At 64.4% G+C, this 18,032-nt stretch carries 11 protein-coding genes; 5 read left to right on the top strand and 6 right to left on the bottom strand.

Going from position 1 to position 18,032, the window contains the following annotated elements:
• The first annotated feature begins 2 nt into the window (after positions 1-2).
• The 4 genes from B9Z01_RS21510 to B9Z01_RS21495 all read left to right on the top strand — a co-directional run bounded on the left by B9Z01_RS21510 (position 3) and on the right by B9Z01_RS21495 (position 5,619).
• Complete coding sequence (locus B9Z01_RS21510) at positions 3-1,529, top strand: efflux RND transporter periplasmic adaptor subunit (RefSeq protein WP_085486766.1); 1,527 nt, start codon at positions 3-5, stop codon at positions 1,527-1,529.
• Positions 1,526-4,732 (top strand): efflux RND transporter permease subunit, encoded by a 3,207-nt coding sequence (locus B9Z01_RS21505; RefSeq protein ID WP_085486764.1) that lies wholly within the window; start codon positions 1,526-1,528, stop codon positions 4,730-4,732. The genes B9Z01_RS21510 and B9Z01_RS21505 overlap by 4 nt, the downstream gene beginning before the upstream one ends.
• Positions 4,729-5,079 carry a copper-binding protein gene (locus tag B9Z01_RS21500; protein WP_085486762.1) on the top strand — a complete coding sequence of 117 codons (351 nt, stop codon included), beginning with the start codon at positions 4,729-4,731 and terminating at the stop codon, positions 5,077-5,079. The genes B9Z01_RS21505 and B9Z01_RS21500 overlap by 4 nt, the downstream gene beginning before the upstream one ends.
• A 156-nt stretch (positions 5,080-5,235) precedes the next feature.
• Entirely contained in the window at positions 5,236-5,619 is a 384-nt protein-coding gene (locus B9Z01_RS21495; protein WP_085486760.1) for a YunG family protein, read from the top strand.
• Positions 5,620-5,633: 14 nt separating this feature from the next.
• Here B9Z01_RS21495 and B9Z01_RS21490 read toward each other — a convergent pair whose 3' ends face one another.
• The 6 genes from B9Z01_RS21490 to B9Z01_RS21465 form a co-directional block, all read right to left on the bottom strand.
• Positions 5,634-6,179, bottom strand: coding sequence for a chromate transporter (locus B9Z01_RS21490; protein ID WP_085486758.1), 546 nt, complete (start codon positions 6,177-6,179; stop codon positions 5,634-5,636).
• A 49-nt stretch (positions 6,180-6,228) separates the two neighbouring features.
• Positions 6,229-6,786 carry a chromate transporter gene (locus B9Z01_RS21485; RefSeq protein ID WP_143809031.1) on the bottom strand — a complete coding sequence of 186 codons (558 nt, stop codon included), beginning with the start codon at positions 6,784-6,786 and terminating at the stop codon, positions 6,229-6,231.
• Between the two features lie 257 nt (positions 6,787-7,043).
• Positions 7,044-8,627, bottom strand: coding sequence for an efflux transporter outer membrane subunit (locus B9Z01_RS21480; RefSeq protein WP_244196125.1), 1,584 nt, complete (start codon positions 8,625-8,627; stop codon positions 7,044-7,046).
• A 194-nt stretch (positions 8,628-8,821) separates the two neighbouring features.
• Positions 8,822-12,133 (bottom strand): efflux RND transporter permease subunit, encoded by a 3,312-nt coding sequence (locus tag B9Z01_RS21475; protein WP_085486754.1) that lies wholly within the window; start codon positions 12,131-12,133, stop codon positions 8,822-8,824.
• The gene (locus B9Z01_RS21470; RefSeq protein WP_085486752.1) at positions 12,130-15,273 is read right to left on the bottom strand and encodes an efflux RND transporter permease subunit; all 3,144 of its coding nucleotides are present in this window, start codon (positions 15,271-15,273) and stop codon (positions 12,130-12,132) included. The genes B9Z01_RS21475 and B9Z01_RS21470 overlap by 4 nt, the downstream gene beginning before the upstream one ends.
• Positions 15,274-15,288: 15 nt before the next feature.
• Positions 15,289-16,593, bottom strand: coding sequence for an efflux RND transporter periplasmic adaptor subunit (locus B9Z01_RS21465; RefSeq protein WP_085486750.1), 1,305 nt, complete (start codon positions 16,591-16,593; stop codon positions 15,289-15,291).
• Positions 16,594-17,141: 548 nt separating this feature from the next.
• On the opposite strand from B9Z01_RS21465, the gene B9Z01_RS21460 reads away from it, so the two are divergent.
• Positions 17,142-18,032, top strand: coding sequence for a 2OG-Fe(II) oxygenase (locus B9Z01_RS21460; RefSeq protein WP_085486748.1), 891 nt, complete (start codon positions 17,142-17,144; stop codon positions 18,030-18,032).

Here is an 18,032-nt window from a genome sequence, read left to right as displayed (position 1 = left end):
CAATGACTCAAAAACCTTTGGTGCGCGCGATACCGGCGGTGTTTGCCGCCGCAGCCCTTCTCGGCACCGGATATTTCGCCGGCACGCGACACGCGTCGACATCGGGTGAAAACGCCGTCGCCGCGTCAGGTTCCGGCAACCTGATTGACCCGAAAACCGGCAGGAAGGTGCTTTACTGGCACGACCCGATGGTGCCGAACCAGCACTTCGACAAGCCCGGCAAGTCGCCGTTCATGGACATGCAGCTTGAGCCCGTGTATGCGGATGAAGGCGGTGGTTCGACGGGTATCGCAATCAACCCGGGCCTTCAGCAGAACCTGGGTATTCGCTACGCAACCGTGCGGCGTGAGGAAACGACGGAAGGGTTCGATGCCGTCGGCACAACGCAATTCGATGAATCGCATGCCGATGTCGTGCAGACCCGCGTTACGGGCTACATCGACCGCCTGTATGCAAGCGCGCCGATGCAACGGATTGCGAAAGGCGCACCGATTGCTTCGCTCTTCGTCCCTGACTGGCTCGCGCCGCAGGAGGAATACCTCGCGCTCAAGCACGGTGGGATGGACAACAGTTTGCTGGAAGCGTCGCGTGCGCGTATGCGCGCGCTGTCGATTCCCGATGGCGTCATTGCCAGTCTCGACCGGACCGGCAAGGCGCAGACACACATCGTCCTCGCCTCACCGGAAACCGGTGTCGTGAGCGAACTGAATGTCCGCGACGGCGCGCAGGTCACGCCCGGCCAGACGCTTGCGAAGGTCGCAGGTCTGTCGAAGCTTTGGCTTATCGTCGAAATTCCCGAGAGCCTGGCTCTGAGCGTGCAACCCGGCATGAGCGTTGACGCGACGTTCAGCGGCGACCCGGCACAGCACTTCAAGGGGCAGATTCGCGAAATCCTGCCCGGCATCAGCGCCACGAGTCGCACACTTCAGGCGCGGCTCGAAATCGATAACGCCGCGTTGAGACTCACGCCCGGCATGCTGATGCGGGTGCGCGTCGGTGCGCAGAAACCTGTCTCGCGACTTCTCGTGCCGTCCGAAGCGGTCATCACGACCGGCAAGCGATCGGTCGTGATCGTCAGAAAGCCGGACGGCCGCCTGCAACCCGCGGACGTCACGCTCGGCAACGATGCCGGCAACGAGACCGAAGTCATCAGCGGCTTGAGCGATGGCGAGACGGTCGTTGCGTCCGGCCAGTTCCTGATCGACTCGGAAGCCAGTCTGAAATCGGTCCTGCCGAGACTCGAAGGCGCTGCAGGCGCTAGCGCGGCCATGCCGGCGTCCACCCCGAGCGCCGCCGCCCAGACTTACGAGACCACCGGCAAGGTCGAAAAGGTGAGCGCCGACGACATCACGTTCTCGCATCAACCGGTTCCGGCACTGGGCTGGGGTGCGATGACGATGTCGTTCAACAAGCCCGCGCCCAACGCATTTCCCGGCGTCAAACCCGGCCAGACAGTCCACTTCGTTTTCAGACAGTCGGACGACGGATACCAGCTGACGAAGGTCGAACCAGTGGGAGATGCCAAATGATTGCGCGTCTTATCCGCTGGTCCATTCACAACCGGTTCCTGGTTTTGCTGGCGACTGTGCTTGTCACGGCATGGGGCGTCTACTCGCTCAAGGAGACACCACTCGACGCGTTGCCGGACCTGTCCGACACCCAGGTCATCATCAAGGCGTCGTATCCGGGCAAGGCACCCCAGGTCGTTGAAGACCAGGTGACGTATCCGCTCACGACGACATTGCTCGGTGTTCCAGGAGCGAAGACCATCCGGGCGTACTCGTCGTTCGGCGACGCGTTCGTCTATGTGCTATTCGATGACAAGACCGACCAATACTGGGCCCGCTCGCGTGTACTCGAATACCTGAACCAGGTTCAGAGCCGTCTTCCGCAAGGCGCGACGGTTTCGCTCGGACCCGACGCGACCGGCGTGGGCTGGGTCTACGAGTACGCGCTGGTCGACCGCACGGGGCAGCACGACCTGGGCGACCTGCGCGCGCTCAACGACTGGTTCCTGAAGTTCGAACTCAAGTCCGTGCCGGACGTGTCGGAAGTGGCAAGCATCGGCGGGATGGTGCGCCAGTATCAGGTCGTGCTCGACCCGGACAAACTGCGCGCGTACGGCATCACCGAGGCCATGGTAGCGGATGCCTTGAGCAAGGCGAACCAGGAGTCCGGCGGCTCGGTGATCGAACTGGCCGAATCGGAATACATGGTCCGCTCGTCGGGCTATCTGCGTTCGCTCGACGATTTTCGCCGTGTCGTTCTCCGCACTAACGACGCCGGCACACCCGTGCTGCTCGGCGACGTCGCCCGCATCCAGATCGGACCGGAGATGCGCCGGGGGATTGCCGAGCTGAATGGCGAAGGCGAAGTCGCGGGCGGTGTCATCGTGATGCGCTCCGGCAAGAACGCACTGACGACCATCGACGCGGTGAAGGCAAAGCTCGCTGACCTGAAGCGGTCGCTGCCTGCGGGAGTCGAGGTCGTCACGACCTACGACCGCTCCCAACTCATCGAGCGAGCGGTGGACAATCTGAAGGACAAGCTCATCGAAGAGTTCATCATCGTTGGGCTCGTCTGTGCGGTGTTTCTCTTTCACTTGCGCAGCGCGTTCGTCGCCATCCTGTCGTTGCCGCTCGGTGTGCTGGCCGCTTTCATCGTCATGCGCTATCAGGGTGTGAACGCGAATCTGATGTCGCTGGGTGGTATTGCCATTGCCATCGGCGCGATGATCGATGCGGCCATCGTGATGATAGAGAACGCCCACAAGCATCTCGAGGCGTACGAGCATGAACATCCCGGCACGCCCATAACGACCGCGCAGCGTTGGGAACTCATCGCGACATCGGCGGCGGAAGTGGGACCGACACTGTTCTTCTCGCTGCTCATCATCACGCTGTCGTTCATTCCGGTTTTTTCGCTGGAGGGGCAGGAAGGCAAGCTCTTTTCTCCTCTCGCCTTCACGAAGACTTACACCATTGCCGCCGCAGCCGGTCTCTCGGTGACGCTGGTGCCGGTTCTAATGGGCTATCTGATTCGCGGGCGCATCCCGCATGAAAGTTCAAACCCCATTAATCGCGCACTCATTCGACTGTACCGGCCGATGCTCGAAGCCACATTGCGCCGCCCGTGGTTTGCCATTGGGCTTGCCGTGGTTGCGCTCCTGCTGACGGCGATTCCGCTGTCACGTCTTGGTGGCGAATTCATGCCGCCGCTCGACGAGGGGGACCTGTTGTACATGCCGACCGCGCTTCCTGGCATTTCGGCAGACAAAGCATCCGAGCTTCTGCAGCAAACCGACAGGCTCATCAAGACAGTACCGGAGGTCGCAACCGTGTTCGGCAAGTCGGGCCGCGCCGACACAGCGACGGACCCGGCACCGCTCGAGATGTTCGAAACCACCATCCAGTTCAAGCCGCGCAGCCAGTGGCGTCCCGGCATGACGCCGGAGAAGCTGGTCGATGAACTCGATAAGACCGTGAAGGTGCCGGGACTGTCGAACGTCTGGGTGCCGCCCATCCGCAACCGCCTCGACATGCTGTCCACGGGCATCAAGACGCCGGTCGGCGTGAAGATTTCCGGACCGGCCCTGACACAGATCGACCGGATTGCGACGCAGGTCGAGGCGGCGGTGAAGGATGTGCCGGGAGTGACCTCGGCGCTCGCGGAGCGCCTGAACGGCGGCCGATACATCGACGTCGACATCAACCGGCAGGCCGCCGCGCGTTATGGCCTGTCCGTCGGGGATATCCAGTCGGTGGTTTCCACGGCCGTGGGCGGCGACAACGTAGGCGAAGTGATCGCGGGACGCGAGCGCTTTCCTATCAACATCCGCTATCCGCGTGAGGTCCGCGATTCGCTGGAGAAGCTGCGGCAGTTGCCAGTCTTGACCGACCGTGGCGCGCAAATCCAGCTTGGTGACGTGGCGGACATCCGGATCGCCGACGGGCCGCCAATGATTCGCAGCGAAAACGCGCGGCTCTCCGGCTACGTCTATGTCGATATCCGGAACGTGGACCTGGAATCGGCGGTTAAGGCAATGCAACGCGCCGTCGCGGAGAAGGTACACCTGCCGCCTGGTTATTCCATTGCGTGGTCGGGGCAGTTCGAGTACCTCGAACGTGCAGCAGCGAAGTTGCGCACTGTCATTCCGGTGACGCTCGTCGTCATCTTCGTGTTGCTGTTTTTGACCTTTAACTCGGCAGTCGACGCGCTTCTGCTCATGTCGACGGTGCCATTCGCTCTGGTCGGCGGCTTCTGGCTCATCTGGATACTGGGCCACGCTGTATCCGTTGCAACGTCGGTCGGATTCATTGCGCTTGCCGGCGTTGCAGCCGAGTTCGGCGTCGTCATGCTGCTGTACCTGAAAAGCGCACTCAACCGGCGACTCGAGTCTGGAGAGCCCATGACCGAGGCCACGCTGCTCGACGCAATCCGCGAAGGCGCGGTCTTGCGTGTGCGGCCGAAGGCCATGACGGTTGCGGTGGTCCTTGCCGGTCTGATTCCGATCATGGTCGGTCACGGTGCCGGCTCGGAAGTCATGCAGCGCATCGCCGCTCCGATGGTCGGCGGTATGGTCACCGCGCCCATTCTCTCGATGTTCGTCATTCCCGCAGCCTGGTTCCTCCTGCAGCGTCGCCGTGTGAGACAACGAAGTGATGTTCGCTTTCCTCATTCGGCACCTTCCGGCACGCAAGTGCTTTCTACCCAAACCAAGGAAACTCAATGAAAAAGATGATTATTGCTGTCGCCGCTCTTGCTATCGTTGTAGCGGAGCCTGCATTTGCTGGTGATGATATGGCGGGCATGAACATGTCCGCGACACCGTCGGCCACGAAAGCCGCATCGAATTCTGCGCTGACGGATGCCGAGGTGAAGAAGATCGATGTTGCTACGGGAATGGTCACCCTGAAGCACGGCGCGCTGGAGAATGTCGGCATGCCGCCGATGACCATGGCGTTCAAGGCGAAGGACACGGCCATGGTCAAGCGGATTCACGAAGGCGACAAGGTCAAGGTGCGTGTCGAAAACGTCGACGGCACGCTGACCATTGTGAAACTCGAAAAACAGTCGTAACGAGTTGCTGATTCAGCCTGACCGTTGGCGGTCAGGCTGGCCTGCCTCGCGAACAGTCGCGATATGTCGAGTGGCGCTCTTGCGCTTTGTTTTGCATGACTTTTCAGACCACAGACTTTCAGACTCTACCCCGCCATCGAACCAAGGATTTCCACCATGACACAGGAAGATCAGACGCCTCCCGCATTGAAGACCTTCGCCACCCCCCTCGATCTGTACCGGGCACTTGTGCGCGCATGGTCGGCGGACACGTCGAGCCCCACCAACGCCTGGTCACCGTCGACACCGGCGCGGAATCATTGCAGCATCACGTCGCTCGTCGTTCATGATTATTTCGGCGGCGAGATTCTGACGACGCGCACATCGGGCGGCACGCATTTCTACAATCTGATCGACGGCAAACGCTGGGATCTGACCATCAGCCAGTTCGCCGAGCCGATACCGTTCGACGACACCCCCTCCACTCGCGCAGCGGCATTGGCGGATACGTCGCGAGAAAAGTACGAACGACTGAAGTCGAGGCTGCGGGAGATCGGCTAGATCACAATCGAGGCTTACAGCAACCCGGGCAGCCCCGCGAAATGCCCGAGCACGAACACCACCGCGCCGCCCGCAATCAGCACCAGTGCGTTGATGCGCGTCTTCATCACGAGCACCGTGGCGATCGCGGCGGTGAGCCACGCAATCCAGCCGCCTTCGAGTTGCTCCATCAGCACGTAGACGGCCGCGAGGATCAGGCCCGCCGCGACGGGCCGCAAACCCGCCTGCAACGCGTTGAGCCAGCGCGCGCCTTCATGCCGGTTCCACACGTGCACGACCGCGTACATCAGAAACGCGGTCGGCCCGAACAACGCGAGCGTCGCGACAATCGCGCCGCTCAGCCCGCCGACCTGCCAGCCGATCAACGTCGCGAGCAACGAGCCCGGACCGGGCGCGAGCCGTGCAATCGCGAAGTCGCTGAGGAACTGCGCATGCGTCATCCAGTGATGCACGTCGACGACCTGCCGCTGGACCTCGGCGATGATCCCCTGGCCGCCGCCGACAGTCACGATCGACAGCGGCGCAAAAACCGAAAACAGTGCGATGAGCGTTCTGGACACGTGATGAGTTTTTCTGAAATTCGACTGGCCGAATGAAGGCTAACGCCACTCACAGTTCATCGTTCGTGGCTCGTGATTCGCGCGGCGCGCGCACGTATTCGTAGCCGACGCTGAGCGCGCCGCCGATCAGCACCGTCCACACGAGCGACACGCGAAACAGCGCGGCGGCCGCGAACGTCGCGATCAGCACGAGATATGGGAACACACGGCGCGGCAGCCTGCGCGCGGCGGTAATCGCCATCGACAGCGACAGGCCGATCGCACCGGCCGCCGCGCCGGCGAGCGCGATATGCGTGAGCGAAAACGAGGCGATCGCGGAGAAGAACACGCCGAGCAGAACGATCACCACGGCCGGCGGAAAAATGATGCCGCAGAAACCCACCACCGCACCGCGCCAGCCAAGCAGCCGATAGCCGATCCAGATCGCCAGGTTCTTCACGTTGACGCCGGGCAGCGCCTGCGACAACGCGAGGCCGTTGAGGAATTCGTCCTCGCTGATCCAATGGCGGTCGTGCACGAATTCGCGCATGAACCAGCCGCTCAGTCCGCCGCCGAAACTCGTCAGACCGATGCGCGCGAAAATCAGGAACAGCCCGAGCGTGGTCACTTCGCCCGACGGCGGCTCGCTGTGTTGCGCAAGCTCTTCGTGCGCCGGAAGCGGGCCGCCGGCTTCGAACCCGTTGGTGCCTTTCACCGCTGCTCCTCCTTTGCGATTTCGAGTGGGTGGCCGCTGTACAGTCCAGAAGATCGCTACGCTGCCATCCGCGATGAACCCCGCGACGAGCCCCGCATGCTATCCGCAACGGCGCGGAGCCTTTTGCTGGTTTTACCCGCAAACGCGCAAAGCCGCCAATAGATTCGTCGTCATTGCAGCTTCTCTGCGCTATTGCGAGCGGAACCCGAGGTGGACGCGGAAGTGCTCGCAGCCGTATTGCCGGTTTGCGCGGCCGCGGGCGCTACGGTGGGCACCGAGGTAGGTGCCGCAGTAGGCGCCGAAGTCGGCTCCGCCGCGGACGCCGCATTGGCCGCCCCGGCACGCGCCGCCGCGCGCGCACTCGCACTGCGCGGATCATGCAACTCGTCCGCCGACCAGCCGCCGCCGAGATCGCCGAACAGCGATGCCGCATCCAGCAGACGCGACTCCTGCACGGAGAGCGCAGTCTGCCGCGTGCTCAGTGCCGTGGCCTGCGCGGTCGCGACGGTCGTGTAGTCGACGGTGCCGGCCAGGTATTCGTTGAACGCAATCTCCGCGCCGCGATCCGCGTCGCGCACCGCCGTCTCGAGCACGTCCGCCTGCTCGGCGAGAATGCGCAAACCGGACAGATCGTCCTCGACGTTCTGGAACGCCGTCAGCACCGTGCCGCGATAACTGGCGACGGCCGAGTCGTAGGCCGCCTTCGCCGCATCGACATCGGCGCTGCGCAGGCCGCCGTCGAACAGCGTCTGGGTGGCGCTGCCGCCGAGCGACCAGACATAGTTCGCCACCTTGAGCAGACCGGACAGCGGCGATTGCGTGAAGCCGGCCGCGCCGGAGAGCGAAATCTGCGGGTAATACGCCGACACCTCGACGCCGATCGCCGCGTTCTGCGCGGCCATCTTGCGCTCGGCGGCGGCGATGTCGGGGCGGCGTTCGAGCAGCGTCGACGGCACGCCTACCGGCATCGACGGCAGCACCGGCATCGCGGTGCTATGCGTGACCGACAGCTCTTCCGGATTCTTGCCGACCAGCACCGCAATCGCGTGCGCATATTGAGCGCGCGCGACGCCGAGCGCGATCAGATCGGACTTCGCGGTGTTGAGCTGCGTGCGCGCGGTAATCACGTCGCTCGGCGCAATCGTGCCCGCCTTGTCCTGTTCCGTGACGACGTCGAGAAAGTGCTGATATGCAACGACCGTTTGCTGCAACAGGTCGATGTTCGCGTCGCTCGTGCGCAGTTCGATGATCGCGGTCGCGAGCGCCACCTGCTCGGAGAGCGTCGCATAGGCGAGCGTCGCTTCGGTGGACTGCGCGGTCGCAGCGTTTTCCTCGACCGTGCGTCGCACCTGGCCCCAGATGTCGGGCGCCCAACTGACGTCGCCTTCGAGCGAACCCGCGTTGGCGATGTTCGCCGCGTTGCTCAACGTGCCGCTCGACGCGCGCTCGCGCGTGGCCGAGCCCGTCGCGCTGATCGTCGGAAACAGGCTCGCGTGCGCGGCCCGCACTTCCGCGAGCGCCTGCTGATAGTTCGCATAGTCCGCCCGCACGGTCTGGTTCGACACCGCCACGAGCGGCTCGAGTTCGTTGATGAGCGGATCGTTGAACGCCGTCCACCACGTGCCCTTCGGTCCGCTCGCGTTGGGCTCGGCCTCGGTCCAGCCCGCCAGCTCCGAGAAGGTCGCGGGCACGCGCACCTGCGGGCGGTGATAGTCGGGGCCGACCATGCAGCCGGCGTTCAGCAGCGCGAGCATCGCGACGGCGAGCGTCGCGGCGGCGGGCGGCCGGAATGAACCGGCGCGGCCCACATGGCGAACGGCGCCGCGAACCATATCGCGAATCACGTCGCCGACGACATCGCCAACAATATCGCCAACAGCGCGCCGCACGCCGCCGGCCCGGCTCGCCCAACCGCGCGGCGTCAAACGTCTCATGGAAGTCTTCATCGTCATGCCTTCGTATCCGGTTGCCCCGGCTTCACGTCGCGGTTCCAGCGCAGGCCCGCGGACCATCCCGCGAGCTTCGCGCGCAGGCGGTCGAGATACAGATAGATCACCGGCGTCGTGTACAGCGTAAAGACCTGGCTCAGGATCAGCCCGCCCATCACCGTGATACCGAGCGGCTGACGCAGCGACGCGCCCTGGCCGATGCCGATCGCGAGCGGCATCGCGCCGAGCACGGCCGCGAACGTCGTCATCATGATCGGCCGCAGGCGGATCACCGCGGCGGCATGAATCGCGTCGCGCGCCGGCATGCGCTCCTGGCGCTGCAACTGGATCGCGACGTCGACCATCATGATGCCGTTCTTCTTGACGATGCCGATCAGCAGAATGATGCCGATCAGCGCGATCACCGAAAACGGCGTGCCGAAGATCAGCAATGCGAGCGTTGCGCCGATGCCCGCCGAGGGCAGCGTCGAGAGAATCGTGAGCGGATGGATCGCGCTTTCGTACAGCACGCCGAGCACGATATACACGACACCGAGTGCCGCGATCACGAGCAGCGGCACCGTGCCGACCGACTGCGAATAGGCCGCCGCCGCGCCCGCGAACGCGCCGTGAATGCTCGCGGGCATGCCGATCTCGCGGATCGTGCTGTCGATCGTCTGGCCCGCCTGGCTCAGCGACCCGCCGCGCGGCAAATTGAACGAAATCGTCGCGGCCACGAGGCCGCTCTGGTGGTTCACCTGCGTCGACGTATGGCTGTTCGAATACGACGCCATGACCGCGAGCGGCACCATCGTTTCGGCCGCCGTGCTGTCCGCGCTGCCGGTCGAACTACCGCCCTTGCTGTTGGAGATGCTGTTGTTCGTCGCGTTCGACTGCGCATTCGCGTTGAGCGCATTCGTATTCGCGTTCGACGATACGGTCGTGCTTTGGGCGCCCGACACCGTGCTGCCCGGCATCTGCGTGGCCTCGGTGCCGGTCGGATTGCCCGCGGCCGTGCTCAGGTAGATCTGGTTGAGCGTCTGCGGATACTGCCAGTATTCCGGCGCGACTTCCATCACGACGAAGTACTGATTGAGCGGGTTGTAGATCGTCGACACGGTACGCTGGCCGAACGCGTCGTACAGCACGTTGTCGACCTGGTTCGGCGCGAAGCCGTAGCGCTGCGCCGTCGCGCGATTGATGTTCACGTAAGTCTGCAGACCGTTCTGCTGAAGATCGGAGTTCACGTCGAGCAGGCTGCCGTGTTCCTTCGCGAGCGCGGCGACGAGCTTCGGCGTCCACTTGAAGAGCGCGGCGGAATCGTCGCTCGTGAGCGTGTACTGGTACTCGGCCGCCGACTGCCGCCCGCCGATGCGCAAGTCCTGCTGCGCCTGCAGGAAGAGCCGCGCGCCCGACACCTGGTTGAGCTTGGGCCGCAAGCGGTTCACGACCTCGGTAGCCGTCGCGTGACGCTCGGCGAGCGGCTTCAGCTCGATGAACACGTTCGCGGTATTGAGCGCGCGCCCGCCGGTGAAGCCCGCCACCGACTGCACCGCCGGGTCTTCCTGCACGATCGACTGCAACTGCGCGAGCTTCTTCTGCATCGCGGTGAACGAGATGCTCTGGTCGGCCATGATCTGGCCGATCAGAATGCCCGTGTCCTGTTCCGGAAAAAACGTGGACGGCACCAGCTTGAACAGGAACACGTTGCCGACGAGCAACCCGATGAGCAGCAGGATCACGAGCAGCGAATGGTCGAGCACGGCCGCAAGCGAGCGCGCATAGACGCCCTTGAAGCGCTCGAACTGCCGCTCGATCCACGTCGCCCAGCGCGCGCTCGAATGCCCGGCATTCTTGCGGCTCAGCACATAGGCGCACATCGCGGGCGTGACCGTGAGCGAGATCACGAGCGAAATGAGGATCGCGATCGACAGCGTGATCGCGAACTCATGGAACAGCAGACCGACGACGCCCGGCATCAGGATGATCGGCAGAAACACCGCGATCAGCGAAAGGCTCATCGAGATCACCGTGAAGCCGACCTCGCCCGCGCCCTTCAACGCAGCCTCTTTCGGACTCAGCCCCTGCTCCATATGACGCACGATGTTTTCGAGCACCACGACCGCGTCGTCGACGACGAAGCCGGTGCCGATCGTGAGCGCCATCAGCGAGAGATTGTCGATGCTATAGCCGAGCAGATACATCGGCCCGAAGCTGCCGACGATCGACAGCGGCAGCGCAACGGCCGGCACGAGCGTCGCGCGCGGCGACTGCAGGAAGATGAACACGACGCCGACCACGAGCAGCACGGCGATGAACAGCGTGCGCTCCGTGTCGCCGACCGACGACCTGACCGACTCCGAGCGGTCGATCGCGACGTTCACATGCACGCTGCTCGGCAGCGTCGCCTCGATCGACGGCAGCACGTTGCGGATCTGCTGCACCGTGCTCACGACATTGCTGCCCGGCATCGGATAGACGATCACGAGAATCGCCGACTTGCCGTTGAAAAGCCCGGCATTGCGGATGTTTTCGTTCGAGTCGCGCACCTCGGCCACGTCGCGCAACTGAACCGGCGCGCCATCGCGGTAGGCGACGACGAGATCGCGATACGGCGCCGCGTGCGTGATCTGATCGTTGGACGTGACCACGTAGCGCCGGTCGCCGACGTCGAGATGGCCCTTCGCGCTGTCGGCGTTGGCCGCGCTGATCGCCGCGCGCACGTCTTCCATGCCGACGCCGTAGCTGTTGAGCTTGCCCGGCTGCAACTCGACGCGCACCGACGGCAGCGCGCCGCCGCCGAGCGTGATCTGCCCGACGCCCTTGACCTGCGAAAGCTGCTGCTGGATCACCGAATCGGCGGAGTCGTAGAGCTGCGCCTTGGTGAGCGTGTCGGAGGTGAGCGAGAGCACCATGATCGGCGCGTCGGCCGGGTTGTACTGGCGATAGGTCGGATTGCTGCGCAAGGTGGTCGGCAGATCGGCGCGCGCCGCCTGGATCGCCGCTTCGACATCGCGCGCGGCGCCGTTGATGTCGCGCTTGAGCCCGAACTCGATGATGATGAGCGACGAGCCGACGTAGCTGATCGACGTCAGTTCCTCGACATCGGCGATCGTCCCGAGCCGCCGCTCGAGCGGCTCGGCCACCGTCGAGGCCATGATGTCCGGGCTCGCGCCCGCCATATTCGCCTGCACGACGATCACCGGAAACGCGATGTTCGGCAACGGCGCGACCGGCAAGCGGAAATACGCGAGCGTGCCCGAAATCAGGATCGCGATGGCGAGCAGCGTAGTCGCCACCGGCCGCCGGATGAAGAGCGCCGGGATGTTCACGGCGCCCCCTCGGCCCCGCCTTCGGGCGGACCCGCCGGCGCGTTGCGCTCGTTGCGCTCATCGCGCCAGCGCTTCACGCGCGCGGCCATGCGGTCGAAGAACAGGTAGATCACCGGCGTCGTGAACAGCGTGAGCATCTGGCTCAGCGTGAGACCGCCGATGATCGCAAGACCGAGCGGCCGGCGCAGTTCCGAACCCGTGCCGGTGCCGAGCAGCATCGGCAGCGCGCCGAGCATGGCGGCGAGCGTCGTCATCAGGATCGGGCGGAAGCGCAGCAGCGAGGCCTGGAAGATCGCGTCGCGCGGCGCCTTGCCATGATTGCGTTCGGCGTCGAGCGCGAAGTCCACCATCATGATCGCGTTCTTCTTGACGATGCCGATCAGCAGCACGATGCCGATGATGCCGATCACGTCGAGATCGCTGCCGGCGAGCATCAGCGCGAGCAAGGCGCCGATGCCGGCCGAGGGCAGCGTCGAGAGAATCGTGACCGGATGGATGAAGCTCTCGTACAGCACGCCGAGCACGATGTACACGGCCACGAGCGCCGCGATCAGCAAATAGACTTCGCTCGAGAGCGAATCCTCGAATGCGGCGCTCGCACCTTGCAGCGAGGACGTGATCGACGGCGGCAGATTCACCGCCTGCTCGGCCGCGTGAATCTCGTTGACCGCCGTGCTCAGCGACGCGCCCTTCGCGAGATTGAACGACACCGTCACCGACGGGAACTGCGCGAGGTGGCTGATGACGAGCGGCGACTTTTTGATCTCGATCTTCGCGATGCCCGACAGCGGCACCTGGCCCGTGCTGCTGGTCTGGCTCGGCAGATAGAGATTGCCGAGCGACTGCACGCTCGGCAGCGTTTCCGGCTTGGCGACGAGAATCACGCGGTACTGGTTCGACTGCTCGAAGATCGTCGACACGATGCGCTGGCCGAGCGCGTCGTAGAGCGCGTTGTCGATCGTCGCGGGCGTGATGCCGAAGCGCGCGGCCAGTTGCCGGTTCACTTCGACGTTCACGCTCAGGCCGTCGGTGTTGAGGTCGCTTTGCACGTCCGAGAGCGACGGAATCTGCTTCAGGCGCGCGACGAGTTCCGGCACGTACTTCTGGAACGCCTGCTGGCTCGGTCCGCGCAACACGAAGCTGTACTGGTTCGGCGAGACCGTGGTGTCGAGCGTCAGGTCCTGCTCGGGCTGCATGTAGAGCTTCACGCCGGGCACGTGCGCGACTTCCTGCGCGAGCCGCCGCGCGATTTCCTGCGCGGTGTCGGAGCGCTTCTCGCGATCGCGCAGATTGATCAGGAAGCGGCCGTTGTTGAGCGTCGCATTGGTGCCGTCGATGCCGACGTAAGACGTGAGCGAGACCACGTCCGGATCTTTCAGGATCGCATCGGCGAGCGCGCCCTGGCGCTGCACCATCGCCTCGTACGACACCGAGTTGTCGGCCACGCTGATCCCCTGGATCACGCCGACGTCCTGCACCGGGAAAAGGCCCTTCGGAATCACGACGTAAAGGATGCCGGTGAGCACGACCGTGCCGATCGCGACCATGAGCGTCAGCGTCTGATGATCGAGCACCCACGCAAGGCCGCGCTCGTAGGCGGCGAGCGTCTTGTCGAACAGGCCCTCGCTGATGCGCTCGAAGCGGCTCGGATGCCGCTCGGCCTGCGCGCGCAGCATGCGCGCGCACAGCATCGGCACGACCGTCAGCGAGACGATCGCCGAGATCACGATCGTAACCGCGAGCGTCACCGCGAACTCGCTGAACAGACGCCCGATCACGCCGCCCATGAAAAGCAGCGGAATCAGCACCGCGATCAGCGAGATGGTCAGCGACAGAATCGTGAAGCCGATCTGCCCCGCGCCTTCGAGCGCCGCTTCGAGCGGCGTCATGCCCTCTTCCAGATAGCGCACGATGTTCTCGATCATCACGATCGAGTCGTCGACCACGAAGCCGGTCGCGATGATGAGCGCCATCAGCGAGAGGTTGTCGATCGAGTAATTCAGCTGATACATGACCGCGAGCGTGCCGATCAGCGAGACCGGCACCGAGATGCTCGGAATCAGCGTGGCGGGCACGTTGCGCAGGAACACGAAGATCACCGCGACCACCAGCACGATCGCGAGAATCAGCTCGAAGGCGGCGTCCGCGACCGACGCGCGGATCACACCGGTGCTGTCCGACACCACGGTCACCTTCATGCCGGCCGGCAGCGTCGATTCGAGCTGCGGCAGCTCCTTCATGATCTGGTTGACGGTCGCGATCACGTTCGCGCCCGGCTGCCGCTGCACGTTCAGCACGATCGCGGGCGAGCCGTTGTACCACGCGCCGCGCTCGACGTCCTGCGCGGCCTGGCTCACGCGCGCGACGTCGCGCAGGAACACCGGCGCGCCGTTCTGATACGCGATCACCGTGTTGAGATAGTCCTTCGGATCGCTGATCTGGTCGTTGCCGTTGATCGTGTAGTCGAGATCGGGGCCGTCGAAATTGCCCTTCGGCTGGCTCACGTTGACGTAGCTGAGCAGCGTGCGCAGATCGTCGATGTTCAGACCATAGGCGGCGAGCTTGTGCGGATCCGCCTCGACTCGGATCGCGGGCACGTTGCCGCCGCTCGTCGTCACGACGCCGACGCCCGAGACTTCCGAAATCTTCGTGCCGAGGCGGTTGTTCGCGACGTCTTCCAGTTGCGTGAGCGACATCGACTTCGACGTGACCGCGAGCGTCAGGATCGGCTGGTCGGCCGGATTGACCTTCGCGTAGGTCGGCGGCGCGGGCAGGCCCGTGGGCAGATAGCTGTTCGACGCGTTGATCGCCTGCTGCACGTTCTGCTCGGCGATGTCGAGATTCAGCGAGAGATCGAACTGCAGCGTGATGACCGATGCGCCGTCCGAGCTATACGAAGTCATCTGCTGCAAGCCGGGAATCTCGCCGAGCTGCACTTCGAGCGGCGCGGTGACCGTGGTCGCCATCACGTCCGGGCTCGCGCCCGGATAGAAGGTCTGCACCTGGATCGTCGGATAATCGACGTTCGGCAGTGACGAGACCGGCAGCACGCGCATCGCGACGAGCCCGACGAGCACGAGCGCGATCATCAGCAGCAGCGTCGCGACCGGCCGGAGAATGAACAGACGGGAAATATTCATCGGCGCTGCGGTCCGTTACGACGAAGCCGCGGCGGACGGGGCCGCCGCGGCGGGCTGCGAGGCTGGCCCGGAAGCATGGTGAAAAACACGCTGAAAGATATGCTGGAAAGCGTGCTGCGAAGCCGCTCCCGAAGCCGCCGCCGGCTTCGCCGCCGCGCCGCTCGCGCCGGCGGGGGCCTTTGCACTCGCCGGCCGGATCGCCGCGCCGTCGTTGAGCCGGTCCGTGCCGTCCGTGACCACCTGATTGCCCGCCGACAGGCCGGACAGGATCACCGTGTTCTTGCCGTCGCTCGGACCGAGCTTCACCTTGTGCACGGAAACCGTGTTGTTCGGATTGACCAGATACACGAAGTCGCCCGGCGCGCCGGTCTGCACCGCGGCGGTCGGCACGAGCACGGCGTTCTGCATCGTATCGACGAGCAGCTTCACGTTGACGAACTCGTTCGGGAACAGCGCTTCGTCGTCGTTGGGGAAGGTGGCCCGCAAGGTCACGGTGCCGGTCGCGGTCGCCATCTGGTTGCTGAGCGCGTACAGCGTGCCGGTCGCGATCTCGTGCGAGTTATCGCTCGAATAGGCGACGACCGGCAATTTCGCGCCGCTGCTCATGCGCTGCACGATCGAGGCGAGCGAGTCTTGCGGCACCGTAAATTGCACCGTGGTGGGCTTGATCGTCGTGATGACGACGATCCCCGTCGTCGATGACGCCGTCACATAGTTGCCCGGATCGACGAGGCGCAAGCCGACCTTGCCCGCGACCGGCGCGGTGATGCGGCAATAGGCGAGGTCGAGATCGAATTGGGCGATGTTGGCGATATCGGACTTCACCGCCGCCTCGTCCTGCTGCACGAGGAACTGCTGATCCGTGAAGGTCTGCTGCGCGATCGACTTGCGCTCGTTCAACTGCGTATAGCGCTCGAGGTCGGAGCGCGCCTGGGCGAGCGAGGCACGGTCTTTGGCGAGCGTCGCCTCGGCCTGCTGCTTGCTGATCTGATACTGGCGCGGATCGATCTGCGCGAGGAACTGGCCTTTCTGCACCTCGTCGCCTTCGTGGTACCCGACCTCGGTGAGGTAGCCGCTCAGTTGCGGCAGCACGGTCACGGTGGCGGTCGGCGTGACGGTGCCGAGTTCGCTCAGCGTGACCGGCATCGAGCCCAGCGTCGCCTTCGCGACCGTGACGACGATGGCCGCGTTCTCGCGCGCGGGCTTCTTGCGCGTCAGCAGATGAAGCGCGACCAGCGCGATCAGCGCGAGCACGATCGCCGCGAAGATGATGAGCCCGCGTCGGGAGCGCTTGGGCGGCTGAGGCACGGTTTCGCTCATAGGGATCTCCCGGAACGGATAGGTATGTTGACGGCTGTCCTCTGACGGGACTGCGCAAAAGTGCCACGGTTCGCGCGCGTTGTCATCAGTCGAAGCATTCTGGACGCGTTGTTAGGAATACGTAAGGAAACAGGGCCGTGGATCGGGATGCAGGCATGGCGCCAATGTAACCGGCTTACAAAGGGTCTGAGTTACAGGGGTGCAACAAGTTAGCGGAAGGAAGGATCTGGCGCTCAAAGCCGCGGCCGGAGTGGCGCGCTGAAAGCGCGAATGGGCGGGGTTATTGGCAGGGCGGCTGTTGCAATATGCTGTAACACGTTAGTCGCCGCCACTCCGGCGTACCGGACCCGCTGGACACTGCTGGACCCCGCTTGATCCGTTATCTGGTCAGGCCGATACGCCACCCGGTACGCCATCCTTTACCGGCAAATCGCCCCATTGTCTGAAGGACGTAACAATCGCACGTCACAATCGCCCGCTATCATGCGCGCCCGGCGTCCTGCTTCGCGGCGCGACACAACCCACGAGGCCGCGCGCCTGTCACCCCGATGTCCATAACAGTCAATTTCCCCGCCGAAGTGCGCGACTGGATCGCTTCCAATCTCACGCGCGGCGTCGCGCCGCAAGCGCTCGTCAATGAACTGGTCAGCCGCAACAACGCGGTCGAACTCGCGTCGGCGATGGTCAATGCGGTCTCATCGGCGTTCCTCTACGGCACGCCGATGCCGGGCGAGAAGCTCGAAGTCGGCGCCGCGCCGCTCGCTTACGAGCCTGAGCCGCTGCGGGTGCGCAACGGCGCGCTGCTCCAGCTCGGCGAACGCAAGGTGCGCGTGCTGTCGCGTCTGCAGCGGCCCGCCGCGGTGCACCTCGCGGATTTTCTGAGCGCCGGCGAATGCGAGCAGTTGATCGCGCTCGCGCGGCCGCGCCTCGATCGTTCGACCGTCGTCGATCCGGTGACGGGCCGCAACGTCGTGGCCGGTCACCGCAGCAGTCACGGCATGTTTTTCCGTCTCGGCGAAACGCCGCTGATCGCGCGCCTCGAAGCGCGCATCGCCGAACTCACGGGTCTGCCGGTCGAGAACGGCGAAGGGCTGCAAATGCTGAACTACGAGACAGGCGCCGAATCGACGCCGCACGTGGACTATCTGATCGCGGGCAACGACGCGAATCGCGAATCGATCGCGCGCAGCGGCCAGCGCGTCGGCACGCTGCTGATGTACCTGAACGACGTGGAAGACGGCGGGGAAACGGTGTTCCCGCAGCTTGGGTGGTCGGTGGTGCCGCAGCGCGGCCACGCGCTCTACTTCGAATACGGCAACCGTTTCGGCCTTGCCGATCCGGGTTCGCTGCATGCGAGCACGCCGTTGCGCTCAGGCGAGAAGTGGGTCGCCACCAAATGGATTCGCGCGCGCCGCTTCGTGCCGCGCAAGCAGGCCTGA

This window comes from Paraburkholderia susongensis (assembly GCF_900177725.1).
Classification (GTDB): Bacteria; Pseudomonadota; Gammaproteobacteria; order Burkholderiales; family Burkholderiaceae; genus Paraburkholderia; species Paraburkholderia susongensis.
Note: the sequence above shows the minus strand (reverse complement) of the source record. Positions and strands in the feature narration are given on the sequence as shown.

Bases quoted from the DNA above. Each gene is read 5' to 3' on its own strand.
- B9Z01_RS21510 (WP_085486766.1), top strand. From the start codon at position 3: ATGACTCAAAAACCTTTGGTGCGCGCGATACCGGCGGTGTTTGCCGCC.
- B9Z01_RS21505 (WP_085486764.1), top strand. From the start codon at position 1,526: ATGATTGCGCGTCTTATCCGCTGGTCCATTCACAACCGGTTCCTGGTT.
- B9Z01_RS21500 (WP_085486762.1), top strand. From the start codon at position 4,729: ATGAAAAAGATGATTATTGCTGTCGCCGCTCTTGCTATCGTTGTAGCG.
- B9Z01_RS21495 (WP_085486760.1), top strand. From the start codon at position 5,236: ATGACACAGGAAGATCAGACGCCTCCCGCATTGAAGACCTTCGCCACC.
- B9Z01_RS21480 (WP_244196125.1), bottom strand. From the start codon at position 8,627: ATGCTCGCGCTGCTGAACGCCGGCTGCATGGTCGGCCCCGACTATCAC.
- B9Z01_RS21470 (WP_085486752.1), bottom strand. From the start codon at position 15,273: ATGAATATTTCCCGTCTGTTCATTCTCCGGCCGGTCGCGACGCTGCTG.
- B9Z01_RS21465 (WP_085486750.1), bottom strand. From the start codon at position 16,593: ATGAGCGAAACCGTGCCTCAGCCGCCCAAGCGCTCCCGACGCGGGCTC.
- B9Z01_RS21460 (WP_085486748.1), top strand. From the start codon at position 17,142: ATGTCCATAACAGTCAATTTCCCCGCCGAAGTGCGCGACTGGATCGCT.